Source organism: Pseudomonas sp. TE3910 (assembly GCF_056279025.1).
This window is the reverse complement of sequence record NZ_JBWBQN010000001.1, coordinates 3,101,614-3,122,210: the sequence shown is the minus strand read 5'-3', so window position 1 is coordinate 3,122,210 and position 20,597 is coordinate 3,101,614. Positions and strand designations below refer to the sequence as shown.

The following is a 20,597-nucleotide window of genomic DNA, read 5'->3' as shown; positions in this document are numbered from 1 at the left end:
AACACGCAACACGCAACACATTACTCGCACGTCCCACCTTACTCGCCCGCCAACGGGCAAGCAGGTGCAGCCTGAACCCTAATCGCAAAAGGAGAGCGCTATGCGCACTGTCATTTTGCGTCGTGGTCTGGTCGCTCTGTTTGCTGCGGCTGTGTCCTTCGGCGCCATTACTCAAGCCCAGGCTGAAAGCCTGCGTATCGGTTATCAAAAGTACGGCACCCTGGTGCTGCTCAAGGCCAAGGGTACGCTGGAGAAGCGCCTGGCGGCGCAGGGCGTGCAGGTCCAGTGGACGGAGTTCCCGGGTGGCCCGCAACTGCTTGAAGGGCTGAACGTCGGCTCAATCGACTTCGGTGTCACCGGCGAGACCCCGCCGGTATTTGCCCAGGCTGCTGGCGCGGATCTGTTGTACGTCGCCTATGAGCCACCGGCACCGCACAGCGAAGCGATCCTGGTACCCAAGGACTCGCCAATCGATTCGGTGAAGGCGCTCAAGGGCAAGAAGGTTGCCCTGAACAAGGGCTCCAACGTTCACTACCTGCTGGTTCGGGCCCTGGAAGATGCCGGCCTGAAATACAGCGACATTCAGCCGGTGTTCCTGCCGCCCGCCGATGCCCGTGCCGCCTTCGAGCGTGGCAGTGTCGATGCCTGGGTGATCTGGGACCCTTACCAGGCGGCGGCCGAGAAACAACTGCAAGCGCGTACCCTGCGCGATGGCAAAGGCATCGTCGACAACCATCAGTTCTACCTGGCGACCAAGCCTTACGCACAGAAACACCCTGAGGTGATCAGCGCCTTGGTGGACGAGGTTCGCGCGGTGGGTGAGTGGTCCAAGGCCAATCCGCAGGAGGTGACCGATCAGGTTGCGCCGCTGCTCGGCCTGCCCGCCGACATCACCCTGACTTCGGTTAAACGCCAAGGCTACGGTGCGACATTCCTGACGCCAGAGGTGGTCGCCGCGCAGCAAAAGATCGCCGACACCTTCCAGGCGCTGAAGCTGATTCCCAAGCCCTTGAGCATCAAGGATGTGATCTGGACACCCCCGGCCAAGGTCGCCAGCGCGCCTTGAAGCATTGCCTGCGCCGGGGCGTCGCCCCGGTCTGAGCCACCCTTAGGAGACAACTCCAATGAGCCTTAATGTTTTCTGGTTTCTGCCTACCCATGGCGACGGTCATTACCTTGGCACCGCCGATGGCGCGCGAGCAGTCGATCACGGTTACCTGCAACAGATCGCCCAAGCGGCGGATCGCCTCGGTTTTGGCGGCGTGCTGATCCCCACCGGGCGCTCCTGCGAGGACTCCTGGCTGGTCGCCGCTTCACTGATCCCGGTAACCCAGCGCCTGAAGTTCCTGGTGGCTCTGCGCCCCGGAATCATCTCGCCAACGGTCGCTGCACGTCAGGCCGCAACCCTTGATCGGCTCTCGGGTGGCCGCGCGCTGTTCAACCTGGTCACCGGTGGCGACCCGGAAGAGCTGTCCGGGGATGGCCTGTTCCTTAGTCATGAAGAACGTTATCAGGCCTCGGTGGAGTTCACTCGCATCTGGCGTCGCGTGCTCGAAGGCGAGACGGTCGATTACGACGGCCAGCATATTCAGGTCAAAGGCGCCAAGTTGCTTTACCCGCCGATCCAGCAACCACGTCCGCCGCTGTACTTTGGCGGCTCGTCCGAGGCGGCCCAGGACCTGGCCGCCGAGCAGGTTGAACTGTACCTGACCTGGGGCGAGCCGCCGGCTGCCGTTGCCGAGAAAATCGAGCAGGTGCGGGCCAAGGCGGCGAAACAGGGGCGCACGGTGCGCTTCGGCATTCGCCTGCATGTGATCGTGCGTGAAACCAACGCCGAAGCCTGGCAGGCCGCCGAGCGACTGATCTCGCACCTGGACGACGACACGATTGCCCGTGCCCAGGCATCCCTGGCGCGCTTCGATTCGGTCGGTCAGCAGCGCATGGCTGCACTGCATGGCGGCAAACGCGACAACCTGGAAGTCAGCCCGAACCTCTGGGCCGGGGTCGGCCTGGTGCGCGGCGGTGCTGGCACGGCGCTGGTCGGCGATGGCCCAACCGTGGCCGAGCGGGTCAAGGAGTATGCGGCACTGGGCATCGACACTTTTATCTTCTCCGGTTACCCGCACCTGGAAGAGTCGTATCGGGTAGCCGAACTGCTGTTCCCGCACCTGGATGTGCAGCGTCCTGAACCGCCAAAAAGCGCAGGCTATGTCAGCCCGTTCGGCGAGATGGTCGCTAACGACATCTTGCCAAAATCTGCAGCGCAGCGCTGAGGACCGGGCCATGAGTCGTGCTAACGCGCCCTTGTCACACAGGCTTGCCCCTTGGGCCTTGCCGCTGCTGTTGCTGGCTGTCTGGCAACTGGCGGTAAGTGCCGGCTGGCTGTCGACGCGAATCCTGCCGGCACCGAGTGCGGTCATCAGCGCCGGTGTCGAACTGGTGCGCAGCGGTGATATCTGGAAGCACCTGGCGATCAGTGGTTGGCGCGCCGGTGTCGGTTTTGTCATCGGCGGCAGCCTTGGCCTGGCACTGGGCTTCATCACCGGGTTGTCACGTTGGGGTGAGCGTCTGCTCGACAGTTCGGTGCAGATGATCCGCAACGTGCCGCACCTGGCGCTGATTCCGCTGGTGATTCTCTGGTTTGGTATTGATGAGTCGGCAAAGATTTTTCTGGTGGCCCTGGGCACCTTGTTCCCGATTTACCTGAACACGTACCACGGTATTCGCAATGTCGACCCGGCCTTGGTGGAAATGGCGCGCAGCTACGGCCTGTCCGGTTTTGCACTGTTCCGTCAGGTGATCTTGCCGGGTGCTTTGCCTTCGATTCTGGTCGGTGTGCGCTTTGCCCTGGGCTTTATGTGGTTGACGCTGATCGTGGCTGAAACCATCTCGGCCAATGCCGGTATCGGCTACCTGGCGATGAACGCCCGGGAGTTCCTGCAGACCGACGTGGTGGTGCTGGCCATTGTCTTGTATGCCGTGCTGGGCAAGCTCGCAGACCTTGCTGCGCGTGCACTTGAACGGGTCTGGTTGCGTTGGCACCCGGCGTATCAAGTTGCCAAGGGAGATCGCCCATGAGCCTGTTGAACGCGTCACCCGCACGGCTGTTGCGCGGTATTCCGCTGGCTGCGCGCAACCTGCAGAAAACCTTCGGCGAGCGCCAGGTGTTGCGCAACATCGACCTGCATATCCCGGCGGGGCAGTTCGTCGCCATCGTCGGTCGCAGTGGCTGTGGCAAGAGCACGCTGTTGCGCTTGCTGGCTGGCCTCGACCAGCCCAGTGCGGGTGAGTTGCTGGCCGGCCCGGCAGCGTTGAGCGAAGCCCGTGAAGACACCCGGCTGATGTTCCAGGAAGCACGTTTGCTGCCCTGGAAAACGGTCATCGACAACGTAGGCCTGGGGCTTTCCGGTGACTGGCGCCCTCGCGCGCTGGAGGCCCTGGCGGCAGTTGGCCTGGCTGAGCGGGCCAATGAATGGCCGGCAGCGCTGTCGGGTGGGCAGAAGCAACGGGTGGCGTTGGCGCGAGCACTGATCCATCAACCGCGCTTGCTGTTGCTTGACGAGCCACTGGGTGCATTGGATGCCCTGACCCGTATCGAGATGCAGCAACTGATTGAAACGCTTTGGCGCCAGCACGGTTTCACCGTGTTGTTGGTCACCCACGATGTCAGCGAAGCCGTTGCGGTCGCGGATCGGGTGATTCTGATCGAGGACGGCGAGATTGGCCTCGACCTGCTGGTTGACCTGCCACGGCCAAGGGCGCGTGGTTCACATCGCCTGGCAACCCTGGAAAGTGAAGTACTGAACCGTGTTCTGTCGGTGCCGGGCATTGCGCCCGAGCCGGAACCTGTAGCCCCTTTGCCCACGCAACTGCGTTGGGCGCATTGACCTCTCGTCCCATAAGGAATCAAGCAGATGACTATTAAAGCGATCAACGTACGTAACCAGTTCAAAGGCACCGTGAAGGAAATCCTCGAAGGCCCGGTACTGTCGGAAATCGATGTACAGACCGCCTCGGGTATCGTCACCTCGGTGATCACCACCCGTTCGGTCAAGGAGCTGGAACTGACCATTGGTAGTGAAGTGATTGCCTTCGTTAAATCCACCGAGGTGTCGATCGCCAAGCTGTGAGCAGGGTGCGACACAACACCCCGACGGGCCAGCCTTGACCCGCCGGGGCGTGGTTGCGCCGGTTTACTCGGCTGCCGGGCGTAGCCCGCCAAACAGCTTCATCGCCTCTGCCTCGTTGATAGGTCCGTGCCAGGCGTTTGATACATTGCGCTCACTGCGCACCTTCAAATGGCCCGCACTTAATTTGCGGAAACCGCTGCCGGGGCGCTGTGGAAAGTGGAAGTGGGCGTACCAAAGCACGGTGTTGGCCGCCAGATCTATCACTTCATACTCTTCCAGGTACTCGATCGGCCGACCTTTGCTGTCTTTTTTCGGTTCCAGGATGCGTCCCCACCGCGCCTTGACGGCATTCTGCTCGTGAAGAAACTGCAGCTGACCGATGTTCGGTTGTTGGGTGGTCTTGATTTTAGAGATGCGCAGCTCCTTGCCATGCCGGTCCAGATTCCTGGCTGCATCCTTCAGGCGTTGCATCAACTGACGCTGGTCGTCGGTGGCCTGATCCCCCAGGGCATCCTCGAGATAGCGTGCCCGTTCGCGCAGGTTGGTCGCGTAGTGCTCGGCGATGTTTTGCAGGCTGGCTGGCGCCATGTCAGTAGCCATATAGCCTTGCCAGCGGTTTTTTTGCTCCGCGATGCCGGCCAGTTGCTCGCGGGCCCGGGTTTGCAGTTCGTTAATACGGCGTGGGTTAATCGTTCGGCGTATGACCGGTGCCGTGCTCTGCCAGCGATCCCCGTCGACTCGACGAAAGCTTTCGGTTCGGCCGTCGTTCATGGCGTCGACTACCACCATGCGCTGTTCACCCTCAATGTGTTCCTGACGGCCTATCAGCAGTTGCTGCTCATCGGTTTGGAAGATGCGGGCTGTGCTTGGTCGGCCAGTGCCTCGTCTCGGCGGTTGATAATTGACCAGGGTTCGGTCTATTTCTGCGACCAGTTGCGTTAGGTCGGCACGTAAGCTGGTGGCAGCTGTCGCGTCGACGAAGTTCTGGAAATTAACTGACCACGAGTCAATGTGAGCGATGAAGGTGATGTACTGATTCTTGAACGCTCGTAGGGCTTCCCCATACTGGGTTCGGCTCAGACTGGCCTGTTGTGACTGGAAGTGGCTGTGTAGCGTGCGGATAAGCGCTCTGCTCTGTGTATTGACTTGATTGAAGAACAGGTAGAAATCGACGTCATGCATGTGGTCAAAATTGGCAAGCATTGAATACGTCACATGCAGGCGCGCAAATCGGTAGGCCTGGGGCTCGATTGAGAGCGAGATGAGGCGCGAGGCTTTGATGTCGTGTTGGGTCAGCATGTCGCCGCGCAATTTGTCGCGCAGGTCCATATTACGTTGGGTGTCTCGTTCAAGCCCTTGCAGTTGCGCCAGCAACTGTTTGTTGTTGCTATCGATTGTTGCCCGTTTATGGCGTATCAGCGCACTGGCCTGACTCAGGTCATTGGGCAGGTTGTCGATGAGCGTTAATAGTTCTTGGTTGAGACGTTCTACAGCGATTAGCAATTCGCTTAGTTCCAGGCTGCGTAACTGGATCAGCTTCAGGTTCTGTTCGGCAGCATTGTGCAGGTACTCTGTCAGAAAGCTGGCGTATTGCCGGCGGCCAATACTGGGTTTCAGGCGGCTGAGGGTCTGAAGGCAGCCGTCATGGTATTCGACAAAGCGTTTGCACGCCTTGATCGCCTCTTGCTGTGCACTGCGGATTTGAGCGGGGGATCCACGCTCTCCGACCGGGCCGTTGGGCCCCACGGCTCGGACCTCGTTGAAGCGTCGGATCGCAGCCGCGAGCGCGATCTTGTGCTGATCGGTTTCACGATTCATTCGTGTCAGCTCATCCCGCGGTTGCTCGATGGCGTTGCCGCGCAGGCGGCGAAGGTAGCCGTGCAGGGTTTCCCAGCCATTGTTGTACAGCCGGCTGAACCTCTGCCCTCCACTCTCGACCAGCCGGCCTAACTCCTGCCCTCCACCCTGCAGGCCACTCTCGACCAGCAGGCCGCTCAGGTGCCCATGGGTTTCCCAGACGCCATCTTCGCTGAGCCTTATGGGTTGCTTGTAGTGCTTGAGTGCGTTGCCTTTCAAGCGCCAGGTGTTGTAGGTCGCGTCCCATTGCACTTCGTAGTAACGGCCGTAGCGGCTGATGTAGCGCTTGCCGTCCAGCGCGAGCGTATTGCGCGTATAGCCTGCGCTGTCCAACCGCACCGTGTGTGTCGGCATCTCTGTTTCGTAGCCTTTGAACGGGTCGGGTGAGACCGTGCGCACGGTCTTGCCCAGGGTTGTCCGCTGCGCTTGGGTTTGTCGCAACCGAGTGTACGCGCGTGCGCTGGCCACGCGTGCGCTTGGCGCGGCACCCAGACCTGGGGCAATGTCGAGTAATGCATCAATGATCGACAGTACGACCGAATTCAAGTGGTCGACGCCTTGGCTGTGTTGCCCGCGCATAAAGGCTTCGACTGCAGCGGTGGAGGCGTTCCAGCCATCGTAGAGCCCCACCGCGACACCGACACCCGGCACGAATGACAGGCATAGATGGATATAGTCGTATACCCGGTTGTGGCGGATCGCCGCTTCTTCCAGATACAGCTCGCGTTGGCTGCGGGCTGTTTTTCGATGCTGAGTGATCAACCGGCCCATTTGCAGCCGGCTCAGGTGCGTGGCCAGCGAAAGGGTTTGGCGTGTGCCGGGGGCAATAAAGCCTGTGAAGCTCTTCAGCAGCGCCTGATTGATGTAGCTGCGATGCCGTTCCGGGTCGCCTGCTACGGGACGCGTTGCCAGCCAGTCGAGCATGATGCTGTTCAACGCCATTTGCTCCAACGCCTGGCAGGCCGCTGTTGCGTTTGGATGCTGGCTGACAATGCGGCCGTTGGGTGCTTCTGGCAGGTAAAGGATGACGGTGTCGTGGCTGGCGTTTTGCAGCAGGAACACGCCGGACAGCGCGACCTCATGGCTGGAACCGTCAGCGGCAACACCGGGGTTGAGGTTCAAGGGTGTCCATTCAATCGTACCGGCTGCCGCATCGCGCAGCAGGGCCTGCCCTTGGTCGTCCAGATCTGCAGGTTTGCTCAGGGCAAAGAGTTCCAGGCTGAGTGCAAACGGCCGACGGAGTACTTCATCACGCCACTCTTTTGCCATTTCCGTGTCGCCTTCCGAGCCATTGAAGGCTTCGAGGATGGCACTTTCATAAGCCCCCGCCAGATCGAGCGTCTTGTCGAGGCGAGCCAGGTAGGCGCTGGTCAAGGCATTGCTCAGGCGTGTGCTGCTTTCGGGAGGATCGAAGGCAAAACGCATGTAGTTCATGCGTTGCAGAACGTTCTCATCCATAGCCCCCAGGAGCAGGTTCTCCAGGGGAATATCGCTGCGCGCTTCACTCGGTACGAAGACCGTCCTGGTCGCATGCGCTTGGCCCGAGCCGGCAATCGGCTCTTGGTACATGTCGACCTGGTCCGGCAGGTTTACCGTGATCGTTGGGACGGTCGTAAGCCCGAGATCTTTGCGCAATTGCTGCGCCAGCTTGTCCCGTGCGAACTGGGTGCGTTCGGGCAGGCTCTGTTCCAGGCAGACGATGGAGGCTACCATCGCCTGACTGTACTGCTGGAAGCCGGCAGTCAGGGCGTTTCTCTCTTCAGCCGACAGGCGGTTTAGCCGGGTGTCAAACTGCTTGACGATGTTTTCGGTTCTGTTCTGTTCGGCAATCGCGTTGAAGGCTTGCGTTCGGGCTTCGTTTCTGGGAATCGACAGCAGCGTGCTCAACCAGGCGTGAGCTTCAGTGCTGGGCTCGACCTGTTCGGCGTCTTCTGGTTGTATGGCGTCAATGATCGTCTGCACGCAGTGATCAAAGCAGTGGGTAATCAGCGGGGTGCTTTCCAGGCGCGCCGGTTCCTGGCTGCTGGCCAGCGCGGTCAACAGCGCTTGGGACGCTGTTGGCCCGACACTGTCGATCAGGGTATTGGCCCACAGCCCGGACAGGCTTTCGAGCAGCGCTTGTGTCAGTAGCGTTTCGTCAGCAAACGCCTTCAGCCCGCCATCGCGTCCAGACCGATAGAGCAGTACGTCATTTTCCTGCGTCGTTGTTTCTGCGGCGGGCCGAAAGGTCAGAAAGCCGTGCAGTGGCCACTGTTGATTGCCTATGACCAGTGTCAGCCTGGCAACCTCGACCGTGTGCTCTGGGGTGTATTCCGGTTGTGCCACGACGGCGTCGATGAGCGCGAATTGCGCGTCGTTCAATTCACCCAGCGTCTGCTGCAGACGCGCTTCGGCGAGCAGTGCCTGAGCCAGGCGGTGGCTGATGAAGTCGAAGCGAGAGGTGCCCTCGACGTGTTCTTGCCAGTCGGCAGGGGAGAGGGGGTCGGGCAGCTGTTCCAGGTGCCTGGAGGTTTTTTCCTGGTGTTGCTCCAGCGCTTCTTCAAGGGCGCGCAAGGTAACCATGGCTGGCGCAGTGACTGCCGTATCGTCGCCCACGTAGCGCTCAAGGGCTGCTTGATAGGCCGCGATGCGTGAGGTTCGCCAGAGCAGCGGCAGCACAGGGCTGAGTGAATCGAAATGCAGTTGTTCTTCAGCCAGTTGCTGTTCGTGTTGCAGGGTGTTGCGGATCAGGGTCGAGGTTTCATCGGCCAGAGGTGCCACGAGGCGCAGGCTGCTGCGTTGCTCCCAGTCGGTGATCGACTGCCAGTCGAGGTTGCCGGGTTCCTGGTTCTGGTCCTTCGTCTGGTTCAGGCAGGCCTGCTCGAGTAACGGCAGTGCGCGCTCTTCATGGTCGAGCAGCAGTTGCTTCAGTACAAAGCCAAAAGCGCTTTCGTCAAGCGGGCTGATGACCGGTGCCCCGGACGTATTGTCGTCGTCCTCGGTGGCTGGCAGGTCTGGCCATAAGGTGGCGCGCAGTTCGTTCAAGCCACTCTCCAGGGCTGCACGATCAGCGTATGCGCGAAGGGTTGTCGTATCGCCGGGGCGATACAGCAGCCATGGGGCCTGCTCGGCCAGTGGCTGAACCACTAGCGTGGCCTGCGCCAGCTCACGCATTTTGTCCGAGTGTTCCCAGTAAACCGCCGCCCAGGTGCTGGCCGCATGCCCTTGGTACCAGGCGTGTTCGTCAATGTTCCCGAGGCCGTAAGCCAGGTCGATGCTGTGGGTGAAATGCTGTTGCAGCAGGCTTTCTCCGTGCGCCAGGCGAGCGTGTGCATGCCCGGGCATGCGTTGCGCCCAGTATGTGCTGTAGACCTGTGCTACCAACCGGCCTGGTGTCAGGGCGTTGATTCGACGGACCCAGTCGGCACCGCTCATTTGGGCTGCACTGGCGTTGTTATCCACCCCATAGGTGGTCCAGTCTTCTGTAAACAGATTGGAAAACGCCGGGCTGGCGAGCAGGTAGGCCGACATGTCCAACAGGCTCACCTGGGTCGTGTCGTGTTGCACACCGCACAGGCGTGGATCGATGTTCCACTGCTGGGAGAGCATGCTGGCAATGGATTGCTGCAGGCCAGGGGATTGCGCCATCAGCGCTTGCAACGCCGGGATGATCTGGTTGAGGGCCATGCTGGCCTGGTGGAGCGAGTTACCTGTACCGGAGCGGGTACCGCTAACGGTCTCCTCCAGGTCGGTAGGCTCAGGGAATGTGATTTCAAAAAAATCTGGCATGGGTGCCCTCCGTGACTAAGTTGAGCGGCGCCGTGTTTGCCGCTCCTTTCAGTTCACACGCATCGCGTTTGGTGGAGGCACTACATATTGCTGGAGATATTGCTGGGGGGTGGCGTACTACCGACGAGGCAGGAACGGTGGCAGGTAGAGGCCCAGGTAGGCGTCGAATACGCGCATGCCTTCTTCCGCCATGCGCGGGGTGATCTGCCCGTAAAGCTGTATCGAGCGGGCGTAGACCCGGTCGCCCAGCTCCATGGCCAGTGCAAACACATCCACGTCATTCGGCAGTACCGGCAACTGGAAGTGCTGCTCGAACAGCTTGTGCATCAAGTCGCCCAGTTCGATGTCGTGCTGGCGATCAGCCTGGGTCACTTCGCTCAGGCCATGCTGGGCGAGGATCAACTGGCGGGCAGCAGCATCGTCGTTGTAGATGCTCAGCATGCGCTGTTCCACCAGCCGTGACAGGTCATGCCAGGTGTTCAGCCGCGTCGGCTCGATGGGTGCCTGCAGGCAGGCCCGGAACGCACGGTGAACATCGGCAGTGAGGGCCTCAAGCAGTGCCGGAACACTGGCGAAGAAGTGGTACACCGACGACGGCGGAATCTGCGCCCGCTCGGCCACGCTGTAGATCGACAGGCTGGCCACACCCTCGCTGGCCAGTAGCGTACGGGCCGCATCGAGAATGGAGTCGATGCGGGCCTGGCTACGGGCGCGAGGTTTACGTGGAGTGGTGGTACGGGTCATGTCAGTTGCTGATCGCCAGGATGCTGGCCTGGTAGGCGCTGACGAACAGGTCGAAATCCCCCACTTCCTGGCGCTCAAGTTCAGCCTGGGCGGCGAGCGACGTGCGGGCCATAGCCTCGAAACGCTGCAGCTCCTCGGCAGGCAATGCCTGGCTGCGCAAGTATTCGGCGTGAACCTTGCTCTGGCGCAAGGAGAACTCACTGAAGCTTTCGCGGTTCTCGGTCATGCTCGCCAGCACCTGTGCCGAAGGCGTCAATTCAGGGTCGTCGACCTTGGCCTTTTGCTGGGCCAGCGCGCTGACGTGCTCATGCCCACCCTGGCTCTGGTCAAGCAATTGCGCCAGCGGCGCAATGCGCTCCAGCAGTTCTTCGGCCCATTGTGTGAGCGTCACTGGCTGCCCTTGGCGTTGCAGCGTCAGGCCTGGGCGGCGCCCTTCCTTGACGACGGTAAGGAAGTTGCTGGTGCATTGGCCGCATTCGCCATTTTCCAGCAACGGGCTTTCTTCCAGCGCGCAATACAGTAGGAAGGCGTCGAGGAAACGCGCTTCAGCCAGGTCGATGCCCGTTGGCAGGAAGGGGTTGATATCCAGGCAACGCGCTTCGACGTACTGCACGCCACGCGCCATCAATGCCTGGATCGGCCGCTCGCCGGTGTAGGTCACCCGCTTGGGTCGAATGTTGGAGTAGTACTCGTTCTCGATCTGCAGGATGTTGGTGTTGAGCTGAACCCACTCACCATCCTTGTGCGTACCGATTTCGACATACGGCGGGTAAGGCGTACCCACCGCTTTGCGCAAGCTGTCGGTATAGCTGTTCAGGTCGTTGTAGCAGGGCGTCAGGCCGGCTTGTGCATTGCTCTGGTAGCCCAGGTCACTCATGCGCAGGCTGGTGGCGTAGGGCAGGTACAAGGTACTGGCGTCAAAGCTTTCCAACTGGTGGGGGCGGCCACGCAGGAAGCCCGCATCCAGCGCTGGCGAGGCACCGAACAGGTACATCAGCAGCCAGCTGTAGCGCCGGAAGTTACGGATCAGGGCGATATAGGCGGCGGACTGATAATCGCGCTCGCTGCCTTCGGCACCTTCGGCCTGCATCAGCAGTGGCCAGAGTTTCTCCGGCAGCGAGAAATTGTAATGAATACCGGCGATGCACTGCATGGTGCGGCCATAGCGCAGGGCCAGGCCCTTGCGGTAGACGTACTTGAGCTGACCGATGTTGGAGGTGCCATACCAGGCGATCGGGATGTCCTCCTCGGCGGGCAGCGGGCAGGGCATCGACGGGCTCCACAGGTATTCGTCGCCCAGTTTGGCGTAGGCGAAACGGTGGATATTCTCCAGGCTCTCCAGGGTTTTTGCCGGGTCGGTCAGGGCTGGGGTAATGAACTCCAGCAGCGACTCCGAATAGTCCGTGGTGATCTGTTCATGGGTCAGGGCCGAGCCCAGCGCCTCGGGGTGCGGGGTCTGTGCCAGGCGACCGTCCTCGGTCACGCGCAGGCATTCGCGCTCAATACCATGCAGGCACTGCTCGAGCAGGGAGAGGTTGTCACGCTGGCCGAGCAGGCTCAGGCGGCGGTTGAGAAGTTCGCTCAAGATGGATTCCTTCACGGTCAGTCGCCCCAATATGGGGGTAGAGATGACGGTCTACAAGGGTGAAGAGAGGAACTGGCGTTGTCGCCTGGTTATCGCAGGCCGGGCCTGCAGGTTCATGCCCCGATTCTCGGGGCACAAAAGACGGTTTCGGCAGTACCTGCGCACTGGCGAAAATAGCCTGAAACAGCAAGCGTCGGCTAGAGGACCGAAAAGGTCCCCTGGGCCTTGGCGACCAATTTGTCGCCCTGAAGCACGTCGGCGTCGACCACCAGCGTGCGTCGCCCGGCATGCAGTACACGAGCGATACACAGCACGTCGCCTTCGCTGACAGCACGCAGGTAGTTGATCTTGCATTCCAGGGTAACGCTTTGCTGGTCGAAACCGTGGGCGCTGGAACAGGCCAGGCCCATGGCGATGTCGACCAGGCTGAACAGCGCGCCGCCATGCAGTTTGCCGCCACGGTTGCGCAGGTGCTCCTGCAGCGACAGGGCAACCTCCGCAACGCCGTTGTCCAGGCGTTGCAGGCGGCAGCCGAGCAATTGGCTGAATGCGCTCTGGACGATACCTTCGATACCTTCAGGTGCTTCCATCAACGTTTCTTCAGCTGTTTGGCGTTGGCGAACAGCGAGGCCATGGCGTTGTTCGCCGGGGCGGCGGTTTCCTTGGCCCGTGCCGGCGCGTTCTGTTGGCGAGGTGCCGAGCCTGGGCGGCTGCCACGGGCGCCGTCGACTTTCTCGCCGGGTGTGTCACCCATGCGCATCGACAGGCCAACGCGTTTGCGCGGGATGTCCACTTCCATGACCTTGACCTTGACCACGTCACCGGCCTTGACGGCTTCACGCGGGTCCTTGATGAACTTCTCCGACAGCGCGGAAATATGCACCAGGCCGTCCTGATGCACGCCGATGTCGACGAAGGCACCGAAGTTGGTGACGTTGGTCACGACGCCTTCGAGAATCATGCCGGGTTGCAGGTCCTTGAGGTCTTCGACGCCTTCCTGGAACTCGGCGGTCTTGAATTCCGGACGCGGGTCACGGCCTGGTTTGTCCAGTTCCTGGAGGATGTCGGTGACGGTTGGCAGGCCAAAGGTTTCGTCGGTGAACTTTTTCGGGTCCAGGCGCTTGAGGAAGCCACTGTCACCAATCAGCGAGCGAATGTCGCGATCGGTCTCGGCGGCGATACGCTGTACCAGCGGGTAGGCTTCCGGGTGAACAGCCGAGGCGTCCAGCGGGTTGTCGCCGTTCATGACGCGCAGGAAGCCTGCCGCTTGCTCGAAGGTCTTCTCGCCCAGGCGGCTGACTTTCTTCAGCGCGGCGCGGGTCTTGAAGGCACCGTTGGCATCGCGGTGCGCGACAATGTTCTGTGCCAGGGTGCTGTTCAGGCCGGAAATGCGCGACAGCAGTGCTACCGACGCGGTGTTGACGTCAACGCCGACGGCGTTCACGCAGTCCTCGACCACGGCATCCAGGCCACGTGCCAGCTTGAGCTGCGACACGTCATGCTGGTACTGGCCGACCCCGATGGACTTCGGATCGATCTTCACCAGTTCGGCCAGCGGGTCCTGCAGGCGGCGGGCAATGGACACCGCACCGCGCAGGGATACGTCCAGCTCGGGGAACTCGCGGGCAGCCAGTTCCGAAGCCGAGTACACCGACGCGCCGGCTTCGGAGACCATGATCTTGGTCATTTTCAGGGCGGGATATTTCTTGATCAGTTCGGCGGCCAGTTTGTCGGTTTCGCGGCTGGCAGTACCGTTGCCGATGGCGATCAGTTCAACCGAGTGCTTGGCGCACAGCGCGGCCAGCACGGCGATGGTCTGGTCCCACTGGTTTTTGGGTACATGCGGGTACACCGTGGCGGTGTCGAGCAGCTTGCCGGTGGCATCGACCACCGCTACCTTGCAGCCGGTGCGCAGGCCCGGGTCGAGGCCCAGGGTCGCGCGCGGGCCGGCCGGCGCGGCCAGCAGCAGGTCATGCAGGTTGTGGGCGAAGACGTTGATGGCCTCGCTTTCGGCATTGTCGCGCAGCTCACCGAACAGGTCGGTTTCCAGGTGGGTGTAGAGCTTGACCTTCCAGGTCCAGCGCACCACTTCGCCCAGCCACTTGTCGGCAGGGCGGTTCTGGTTGCGCAGGCCGAAGTGCTCACCGATCATCAGCTCGCATGGGTGCAGGGTGCCCGGCAGTTCTTCGCCAATTTTCAGCGAGGCGGCCAGCACGCCTTCGTTGCGGCCACGGAAAATGGCCAATGCGCGGTGCGATGGCACGCTCTTGAGCAGTTCATCGTGTTCGAAATAGTCGCGGAACTTGGCCCCTTCTTCTTCCTTGCCTGCCACCAGGCGGGCGCTGAGCACGGCTTCCTGCTTGAGGAAACTGCGCAGCTTGGCGAGCAGGCTGGCGTCTTCGGCGAAGCGTTCCATCAGGATGTACTTGGCGCCTTCCAGTGCCGCCTTGACGTCGGCAACACCTTTCTCGGCGTCGACGAAGCGCGCGGCTTCGGTTTCCGGGTTCAGTTGCGGGTCGTTCAGCAGGCCGTCGGCCAGCTCGCCCAAGCCGGCTTCCAGGGCGATCTGGCCCTTGGTGCGGCGCTTCTGCTTATAAGGCAGGTAAAGGTCTTCAAGGCGGGTCTTGGTGTCGGCCAGCTTGATCTCGCGGGCCAGTTCGGGTGTCAGCTTGCCTTGTTCCTCGATGCTCGCCAGGATGCTCACGCGCCGTTCGTCGAGTTCGCGCAGGTAGCGCAGGCGCTCTTCCAGGTGACGCAGTTGGGTGTCGTCCAGGCTACCGGTGACTTCCTTGCGGTAACGGGCGATAAAAGGCACCGTGGAGCCTTCATCAAGCAGGGTCACGGCCGCCTCGACCTGCTGCGGGCGGACGCCGAGTTCTTCGGCAATGCGGCTGTTGATGCTGTCCATAAAACCACCTGACAAATTGTGAATGCGGGGGCCGCAGGCCGACGCGGGGCGCGGGCGGCAGTGGATCAAAGGCGCGCATTATACCCGCCACATCCGGCTTGCGGTGATGGCAGCAGGCCAGCCTGGCGCCGGGTCCGACTGGCATCGGGGGAAAAATCTGCTAACAATGCACACGTCACGGCCCGTGGCGGCTAGGCCATAATGCTTGCCGAGATTAAAGGAGCGACCTATGAGCAGCACTGCACAAACCGCTGAAGGCGAGAAAATCCTCATCGTCGATGACGATCCGGGGCTGAGCAGCCTGCTGGAGCGTTTTTTCACCAGCAAGGGCTTCCGTGCCCGCGCTGTACCGAATGTCGAACAGATGGACCGCCTGCTGGCCCGTGAAGTCTTCAATCTGGTCGTGCTTGATCTGATGCTGCCGGGCGAGGATGGCCTCTCGGCCTGTCGCCGTCTGCGGGCGGCGAACAACCAGGTCCCGATCATCATGCTGACCGCCAAGGGTGACGAGCTGAGCCGGATCAAGGGCCTGGAACTGGGCGCCGACGATTACCTGGCCAAGCCGTTCAACCCCGACGAACTGGTGGCACGGGTCAAGGCCGTGCTGCGCCGCCAGGCGCCTTCGGTGCCAGGTGCGCCGGGCACTGAAGACGAGACCGTCACTTTTGGCGACTACGAACTGTCGCTGGCCACCCGCGAGCTCAAGCGTGGCGACGAAGTACACATGCTCACCACCGGTGAATTCGCCGTACTCAAGGCACTGGTCATGCACGCCCGTGAGCCGCTCACCCGTGACAAGCTGATGAACCTGGCCCGAGGGCGTGAATGGGATGCGCTGGAGCGCTCCATCGACGTACAGATTTCGCGTCTGCGGCGCATGATCGAGCCCGACCCGTCCAAACCGCGCTACATCCAGACCGTTTGGGGTGTTGGTTATGTGTTCGTACCGGACGGCAACGCCGGCAAGTAACGTTTCGGTTGTAGACGTGCGTCACAGGAAGCGGGGCTACCTTAACGGTGCCCTGCTTTTTGCTTGTGTCGAGGTCCGCAAAGCCTGCGAGCCATGCTCGCTCCTGCAAGGTGTGTAGCTGTTGTCCATGAAAACGCCGCTGTGGTTCCCGCAAAGCTTCTTCGCCCGCACCCTTTGGCTGGTGCTGATCGTTGTGCTGTTTTCCAAGGCGCTGACCCTGGTTTACCTGCTGATGAACGAAGATGTGCTTGTCGATCGCCAGTACAGCCATGGCGTGGCCTTGACCTTGCGCGCCTATTGGGCCGCCGACGAGGCGGACCGTGAGAAAATCGCCGAAGCCGCTGGCCTGATCCGAGTGGTCGGTACCGGTGTGCCTGAGGGTGAGCAGCATTGGCCCTACAGTGAGATTTATCAGCGGCAGATGCAGGCCGAACTGGGCGCCGACACCGAGGTTCGCTTGCGTATCCATGCCCCTCCGGCCCTGTGGGTGCGCGCTCCGAGCCTGGGCGATGGTTGGCTGAAAGTGCCACTGTACCCGCACCCGCTGCGCGGCCAGAAAATCTGGAGCGTGCTGGGGTGGTTCCTGGCCATTGGCTTGCTGTCCACGGCCTCGGCCTGGATCTTCGTGCGCCAGCTCAATCAGCCGCTCAAACGTCTGGTGTTCGCGGCCCGGCAGTTGGGGCAGGGGCGTAGCGTGCGTTTGCCGATCAGTGATACGCCCAGCGAGATGACCGAAGTGTATCGGGCGTTCAACCAGATGGCCGAGGATGTCGAGCAGGCCGGGCGCGAGCGTGAGTTGATGCTGGCCGGTGTTTCCCATGACTTGCGTACGCCCTTGACCCGGCTGCGCCTGTCACTGTCGTTGATGAGCAATGACAGTGAGCTGACTGACGGCATGGTGCGCGACATCGAGGACATGGACGCCATTCTCGACCAGTTCCTGGCCTTTATCCGTGATGGCCGTGACGAGCCCGTGGAGGAGGTCGACCTCAGCGATCTGGTGCGTGAGGTGGTGGCACCCTTCAATCAGCCGGAAGAGCGGGTGCGCCTGTGCCTGGAGCCGATTCCGCCGTTCCCGCTGCGTCGGGTTTCGCTCAAGCGCATGTTGAACAACCTGATTGGCAACGCGCTGTATCACGCCGGCAAGGGCGTCGAAGTGGCCGCCTATGTCTCGGGTGACAGCAGTGCGCCCTATGTGGTGCTGAGCGTGCTGGACCGTGGTACGGGTATTGATCCAAGCGAGCTGGAGGGCATCTTCAACCCGTTCATTCGCGGCGACCGTGCCCGCAGTGGCAAAGGCACCGGGCTGGGCCTGGCGATCGTCAAGCGCATCGCGGCCCAGCACGGTGGCAATGTCGAGCTGCGCAACCGCTCCGGTGGCGGCCTTGAAGCACGGGTGCGTCTGCCCCTGGGCTTGTTGCTGCCCAGGGACGCGGTTTAGCCCTTACCCTTGGTGCGGGTCAGGTGCGGCCCGCCATTCTTCTCCAGGTGTTCGATGATCATCCCGGCAACGTCCTTGCCGGTGGTGACCTCAATGCCTTCCAGGCCGGGCGAGGAGTTCACCTCCATCACCAGCGGGCCATGGTTGGAGCGCAGGATATCCACACCGGCTACCGACAGGCCCATCACCTTGGCGGCACGGATGGCGGTCATGCGCTCTTCCGGGGTGATCTTGATCAGGCTGGCGGTACCTCCGCGATGCAGGTTCGAGCGGAACTCCCCCGGCTTGGCCTGGCGTTTCATCGAGGCGATGACCTTGTCGCCGACCACGAAGCAACGGATGTCGGCACCGCCGGCCTCCTTGATGTACTCCTGGACCATGATGTTCTGCTTCAGGCCCATGAAGGCCTCGATCACCGATTCGGCGGCCTTGGTGGTTTCGCACAACACCACGCCAATGCCTTGAGTGCCCTCAAGGACCTTGATCACCAGTGGCGCGCCATTGACCATCTGGATCAGGTCGGGAATGTCATCCGGCGAGTGGGCGAAACCGGTGATGGGCAGGCCGACACCACGCCGCGACAGCAACTGTAGCGAGCGCAGCTTGTCCCGCGAGCGGGCGATGGCCACCGACTCATTGAGCGGAAACACGCCCATCATTTCAAACTGACGCAGCACCGCGCAGCCGTAGAAGGTCACCGAGGCCCCGATGCGTGGAATGACCGCATCGAAGCCTTCAAGTGGTTTGCCACGGTAGTGGATCTGCGGTTTGTGGCTGGCGATATTCATGTAGGCGCGCAGCGTGTCGATCACGACCATCTCATGGCCGCGTTGGGTACCGGCTTCGACCAGACGACGAGTGGAATACAGACGCGGGTTTCGCGACAGCACAGCGATCTTCATGCAACACCTGTGGAAGGGGTGGGGGAGGCCGGGAAGGCCGGCTTGTCCTGAACATACTTGAGCCCGGGGTTGACCACCAATTGGCCGTCAACCAGGGCCTTGGAACCCAGCAGCAGGCGATAGCGCATCGCCTTGCGGCACGCCAGGGTGAACTCCACCTCCCAGACTCGGTCGCCGAGTGCCAGGGTAGTGCGGATCACATAGCGGATCTGGGCCTGACCGTTGGAGCTTTTAATGGTTTTCATCGCCACCAATGGCGCTTCACAGCGTCGATGGCGCAACTGCACCACCGAACCCAGGTGGGCGTTGAAACGGACCCAGCGCTGGCCGTCGCGTTCGAACGGTTCGATTTCGGTAGCATGCAGGCTTGAAGTGCTGGCACCGGTGTCGATTTTCGCACGCAGGCCGGCTACCCCGAGGTCGGGTAGCGCCACCCACTCGCGTAGACCGATCACGGTTAAATGGTCAAAAGTCTTCAAATTGCTAAACCTGCTCAAATGATCGGTGAACTGTAAGCACGCCGCGTACTTTTTGCATCCGCCAGTTACGGTAGTACAGTTCGATTGCAGATTGCGATCGAGGACATGAGATGGCACAAAAGCCCGAAGAAGACGACAAGGTTCGCCTGGACAAATGGTTGTGGGCGGCACGTTTCTACAAGACCCGAGCGTTGGCCAAGGCGGCCATCGAGAGTGGCAAGGTGCATTGCCGAGGTGAGCGCTGCAAGCCGGGCAAGGAGCCGCGGATAGGCGATGAGTTCGTCTTGCGCACCGGTTTCGACGAGCGCACTGTCGTGGTCAAGGCATTGTCGGTGGTGCGCCGTGGTGCCCCCGAAGCCCAGGCGCTGTACGAGGAAACAGCGCAGAGTATTGCCCGCCGCGAACAGGCGGCGGCACTGCGCAAAGCGGGCGCGCTGGGTGTGACCACCGATGGGCGGCCGACCAAGAAGCAGCGGCGCCAGCTTCACCAGTTCCACGACACGGGTCATTGAGCGTTTGCGTGGTCGGCTTGCCATTCGTCGAAAGGCCGGCAGAGGCACTGGTCAAAAGGCCATAAGCGGAAACAGAGTAGGTGGGGTTGCAGCGTGTCGGTGTGAACCCGCCTTGCTTCGCTTGGATCAGTGGCCGATTGCCCATAAAATACCCGGTTCAAGCAGCACACCGTGGTACCCGCAGGTGCCCTGACGCGGCCCTTGATGGCCAGCCCATTTATTTTGTCACCTCTTAGAAAGCCAGAACTCATGCACGATTTGCCCGATACCGACTACACCCAACGCTTCATCTTCGACGAAAGCGATGTTCGCGGTGAGCTGGTTGCGCTCGAGCGTAGTTACGCCGAAGTGCTGGCCAAGCACACCTATCCGGAGCCCGTCGCGCAACTGCTCGGGGAGCTGATGGCGGCAGCGGCGCTGCTGGTTGGCACGCTGAAATTTGATGGCCTGCTGATTCTTCAGGCACGCTCTGAAGGCCCGGTTCCATTGTTGATGGTTGAGTGCTCCAGCGAGCGCGAAATCCGCGGCCTGGCGCGTTACGATGCAGACCAGATAGGCGATACGGCGACGCTGGGCGAACTGATGCCGGACGGCGTACTCGCACTGACCGTCGACCCTACCAACGGCCAGCGTTACCAGGGCCTGGTAGACCTGGATGGGGAGGACCTGTCGCAGTGCTTCACCAACTACTTCGTCATGTCCCAGCAGGTTGGCACGCGCTTCTGGCTCAAGGCCGATGGCAAAAACGCCCGTGGCATGTTGCTTCAACAACTGCCTGCCGATCGCCAGAAAGATGAAGACGATCGCGCCGCCAGCTGGCAGCACGTCACTGCCCTGGCCAGCACCCTGAGTGATGAAGAACTGCTTGGCCTGAACAACGAAACCATCCTTCACCGCCTCTACCACGAAGAGGCTGTGCGCCTGTTCGACATCCAGCCGCTGCGCTTCCGTTGCAGTTGCTCGCGCGAACGTTCGGGCAATGCACTGGTCAGCCTGGGTCAGGAAGATGCGCAGCAACTGCTGGCCGAGCATGGCGGTCATATCGAGATCGATTGCCAGTTCTGCAACGAACGCTACCGGTTCGATGCTTCTGATGTGGCGCAATTGTTCGTGGGTGCGGGTGTTGAGGCACCGTCAGATACTCGTCACTGAAACGTTTAACCTCAGGTAAATCTCCTGTCGAATGGCGGAAAAGCGCCGTTCTGACAGGAGGGCTCTACTTTTTTTGGGCGTTTCTGGCATAATCCGGCCACTTTTTTCGCTGTAGTAGTTTAAAAAGTTCTACTACAAAACGTTTGGAG

The 20,597-nt window shown here is 61.3% G+C and carries 16 protein-coding genes; 9 read left to right on the top strand and 7 right to left on the bottom strand.

The features are described 5' to 3' along the window. Positions 1 to 100: 100 nt before the first annotated feature. From ACZ9H3_RS14275 to ACZ9H3_RS14255, 5 genes are read left to right on the top strand one after another with little or no spacing between them, the layout of a single operon-like run. A complete protein-coding gene (locus ACZ9H3_RS14275; protein WP_065760090.1) occupies positions 101 to 1,066 on the top strand; it encodes a sulfonate ABC transporter substrate-binding protein in 966 nt (321 codons plus the stop codon). 58 nt (positions 1,067 to 1,124) lie between these two features. Continuing rightward, the gene (gene ssuD / locus ACZ9H3_RS14270; protein ID WP_102052457.1) at positions 1,125 to 2,273 is read left to right on the top strand and encodes an FMNH2-dependent alkanesulfonate monooxygenase; all 1,149 of its coding nucleotides are present in this window, start codon (positions 1,125 to 1,127) and stop codon (positions 2,271 to 2,273) included. A gap of 10 nt (positions 2,274 to 2,283) precedes the next feature. Beyond that, positions 2,284 to 3,078, top strand: a complete 795-nt coding sequence (gene ssuC, locus ACZ9H3_RS14265; protein WP_065760092.1) for an aliphatic sulfonate ABC transporter permease SsuC — start codon at positions 2,284 to 2,286, stop codon at positions 3,076 to 3,078. Further along, positions 3,075 to 3,887 carry an aliphatic sulfonates ABC transporter ATP-binding protein gene (gene ssuB, locus ACZ9H3_RS14260; protein ID WP_065760093.1) on the top strand — a complete coding sequence of 271 codons (813 nt, stop codon included), beginning with the start codon at positions 3,075 to 3,077 and terminating at the stop codon, positions 3,885 to 3,887. The genes ssuC and ssuB overlap by 4 nt, the downstream gene beginning before the upstream one ends. Positions 3,888 to 3,914: 27 nt before the next feature. Beyond that, positions 3,915 to 4,130 (top strand): TOBE domain-containing protein, encoded by a 216-nt coding sequence (locus ACZ9H3_RS14255; RefSeq protein WP_009400132.1) that lies wholly within the window; start codon positions 3,915 to 3,917, stop codon positions 4,128 to 4,130. Between the two features lie 63 nt (positions 4,131 to 4,193). Here ACZ9H3_RS14255 and ACZ9H3_RS14250 read toward each other — a convergent pair whose 3' ends face one another. From ACZ9H3_RS14250 to ACZ9H3_RS14230, 5 genes are all read right to left on the bottom strand, one after another. Beyond that, positions 4,194 to 9,755 (bottom strand): dermonecrotic toxin domain-containing protein, encoded by a 5,562-nt coding sequence (locus tag ACZ9H3_RS14250; RefSeq protein ID WP_476221204.1) that lies wholly within the window; start codon positions 9,753 to 9,755, stop codon positions 4,194 to 4,196. 117 nt (positions 9,756 to 9,872) lie between these two features. Then, on the bottom strand, positions 9,873 to 10,499 hold the full coding sequence (locus ACZ9H3_RS14245) for a TetR/AcrR family transcriptional regulator (protein WP_065760095.1): 627 nt from the start codon (positions 10,497 to 10,499) through the stop codon (positions 9,873 to 9,875). A 1-nt stretch (position 10,500) separates the two neighbouring features. Beyond that, positions 10,501 to 12,084, bottom strand: coding sequence for a glutamate--cysteine ligase (gene gshA / locus ACZ9H3_RS14240; protein ID WP_476221203.1), 1,584 nt, complete (start codon positions 12,082 to 12,084; stop codon positions 10,501 to 10,503). 197 nt (positions 12,085 to 12,281) lie between these two features. Further along, positions 12,282 to 12,674, bottom strand: a complete 393-nt coding sequence (locus ACZ9H3_RS14235; RefSeq protein ID WP_476221201.1) for a PaaI family thioesterase — start codon at positions 12,672 to 12,674, stop codon at positions 12,282 to 12,284. Beyond that, a complete protein-coding gene (locus tag ACZ9H3_RS14230; RefSeq protein WP_409277601.1) occupies positions 12,674 to 14,992 on the bottom strand; it encodes a Tex family protein in 2,319 nt (772 codons plus the stop codon). The genes ACZ9H3_RS14235 and ACZ9H3_RS14230 overlap by 1 nt, the downstream gene beginning before the upstream one ends. Before the next feature lie 229 nt (positions 14,993 to 15,221). On the opposite strand from ACZ9H3_RS14230, the gene ompR reads away from it, so the two are divergent. Then, positions 15,222 to 15,962, top strand: coding sequence for an osmolarity response regulator transcription factor OmpR (gene ompR / locus ACZ9H3_RS14225; RefSeq protein ID WP_065760099.1), 741 nt, complete (start codon positions 15,222 to 15,224; stop codon positions 15,960 to 15,962). 127 nt (positions 15,963 to 16,089) lie between these two features. Continuing rightward, on the top strand, positions 16,090 to 17,403 hold the full coding sequence (locus tag ACZ9H3_RS14220; protein WP_065760100.1) for an ATP-binding protein: 1,314 nt from the start codon (positions 16,090 to 16,092) through the stop codon (positions 17,401 to 17,403). Here ACZ9H3_RS14220 and rimK read toward each other — a convergent pair. After that, the gene (gene rimK / locus ACZ9H3_RS14215; protein WP_065760101.1) at positions 17,400 to 18,305 is read right to left on the bottom strand and encodes a 30S ribosomal protein S6--L-glutamate ligase; all 906 of its coding nucleotides are present in this window, start codon (positions 18,303 to 18,305) and stop codon (positions 17,400 to 17,402) included. The two genes, ACZ9H3_RS14220 and rimK, sit on opposite strands and share 4 nt — an antisense overlap. Continuing rightward, positions 18,302 to 18,784, bottom strand: coding sequence for a retropepsin-like aspartic endopeptidase RimB (rimB, locus tag ACZ9H3_RS14210; protein WP_102052454.1), 483 nt, complete (start codon positions 18,782 to 18,784; stop codon positions 18,302 to 18,304). The genes rimK and rimB overlap by 4 nt, the downstream gene beginning before the upstream one ends. A 110-nt stretch (positions 18,785 to 18,894) precedes the next feature. On the opposite strand from rimB, the gene ACZ9H3_RS14205 reads away from it, so the two are divergent. Continuing rightward, a complete protein-coding gene (locus ACZ9H3_RS14205; RefSeq protein ID WP_065760103.1) occupies positions 18,895 to 19,296 on the top strand; it encodes an RNA-binding S4 domain-containing protein in 402 nt (133 codons plus the stop codon). A gap of 249 nt (positions 19,297 to 19,545) precedes the next feature. Then, positions 19,546 to 20,448: an Hsp33 family molecular chaperone HslO gene (gene hslO / locus ACZ9H3_RS14200; protein WP_476221197.1), complete on the top strand. Its 903-nt coding sequence runs from the start codon at positions 19,546 to 19,548 to the stop codon at positions 20,446 to 20,448. Positions 20,449 to 20,597: the final 149 nt, after the last annotated feature.

Coding starts and splice junctions, on each gene's coding strand:
- ACZ9H3_RS14275 (WP_065760090.1), top strand. CDS start 101: ATGCGCACTGTCATTTTGCGTCGTGGTCTGGTCGCTCTGTTTGCTGCG.
- ssuD (WP_102052457.1), top strand. CDS start 1,125: ATGAGCCTTAATGTTTTCTGGTTTCTGCCTACCCATGGCGACGGTCAT.
- ssuC (WP_065760092.1), top strand. CDS start 2,284: ATGAGTCGTGCTAACGCGCCCTTGTCACACAGGCTTGCCCCTTGGGCC.
- ssuB (WP_065760093.1), top strand. CDS start 3,075: ATGAGCCTGTTGAACGCGTCACCCGCACGGCTGTTGCGCGGTATTCCG.
- ACZ9H3_RS14255 (WP_009400132.1), top strand. CDS start 3,915: ATGACTATTAAAGCGATCAACGTACGTAACCAGTTCAAAGGCACCGTG.
- ACZ9H3_RS14250 (WP_476221204.1), bottom strand. CDS start 9,755: ATGCCAGATTTTTTTGAAATCACATTCCCTGAGCCTACCGACCTGGAG.
- ACZ9H3_RS14245 (WP_065760095.1), bottom strand. CDS start 10,499: ATGACCCGTACCACCACTCCACGTAAACCTCGCGCCCGTAGCCAGGCC.
- ACZ9H3_RS14235 (WP_476221201.1), bottom strand. CDS start 12,674: ATGGAAGCACCTGAAGGTATCGAAGGTATCGTCCAGAGCGCATTCAGC.
- ACZ9H3_RS14230 (WP_409277601.1), bottom strand. CDS start 14,992: ATGGACAGCATCAACAGCCGCATTGCCGAAGAACTCGGCGTCCGCCCG.
- ompR (WP_065760099.1), top strand. CDS start 15,222: ATGAGCAGCACTGCACAAACCGCTGAAGGCGAGAAAATCCTCATCGTC.
- ACZ9H3_RS14220 (WP_065760100.1), top strand. CDS start 16,090: ATGAAAACGCCGCTGTGGTTCCCGCAAAGCTTCTTCGCCCGCACCCTT.
- rimK (WP_065760101.1), bottom strand. CDS start 18,305: ATGAAGATCGCTGTGCTGTCGCGAAACCCGCGTCTGTATTCCACTCGT.
- ACZ9H3_RS14205 (WP_065760103.1), top strand. CDS start 18,895: ATGGCACAAAAGCCCGAAGAAGACGACAAGGTTCGCCTGGACAAATGG.
- hslO (WP_476221197.1), top strand. CDS start 19,546: ATGCACGATTTGCCCGATACCGACTACACCCAACGCTTCATCTTCGAC.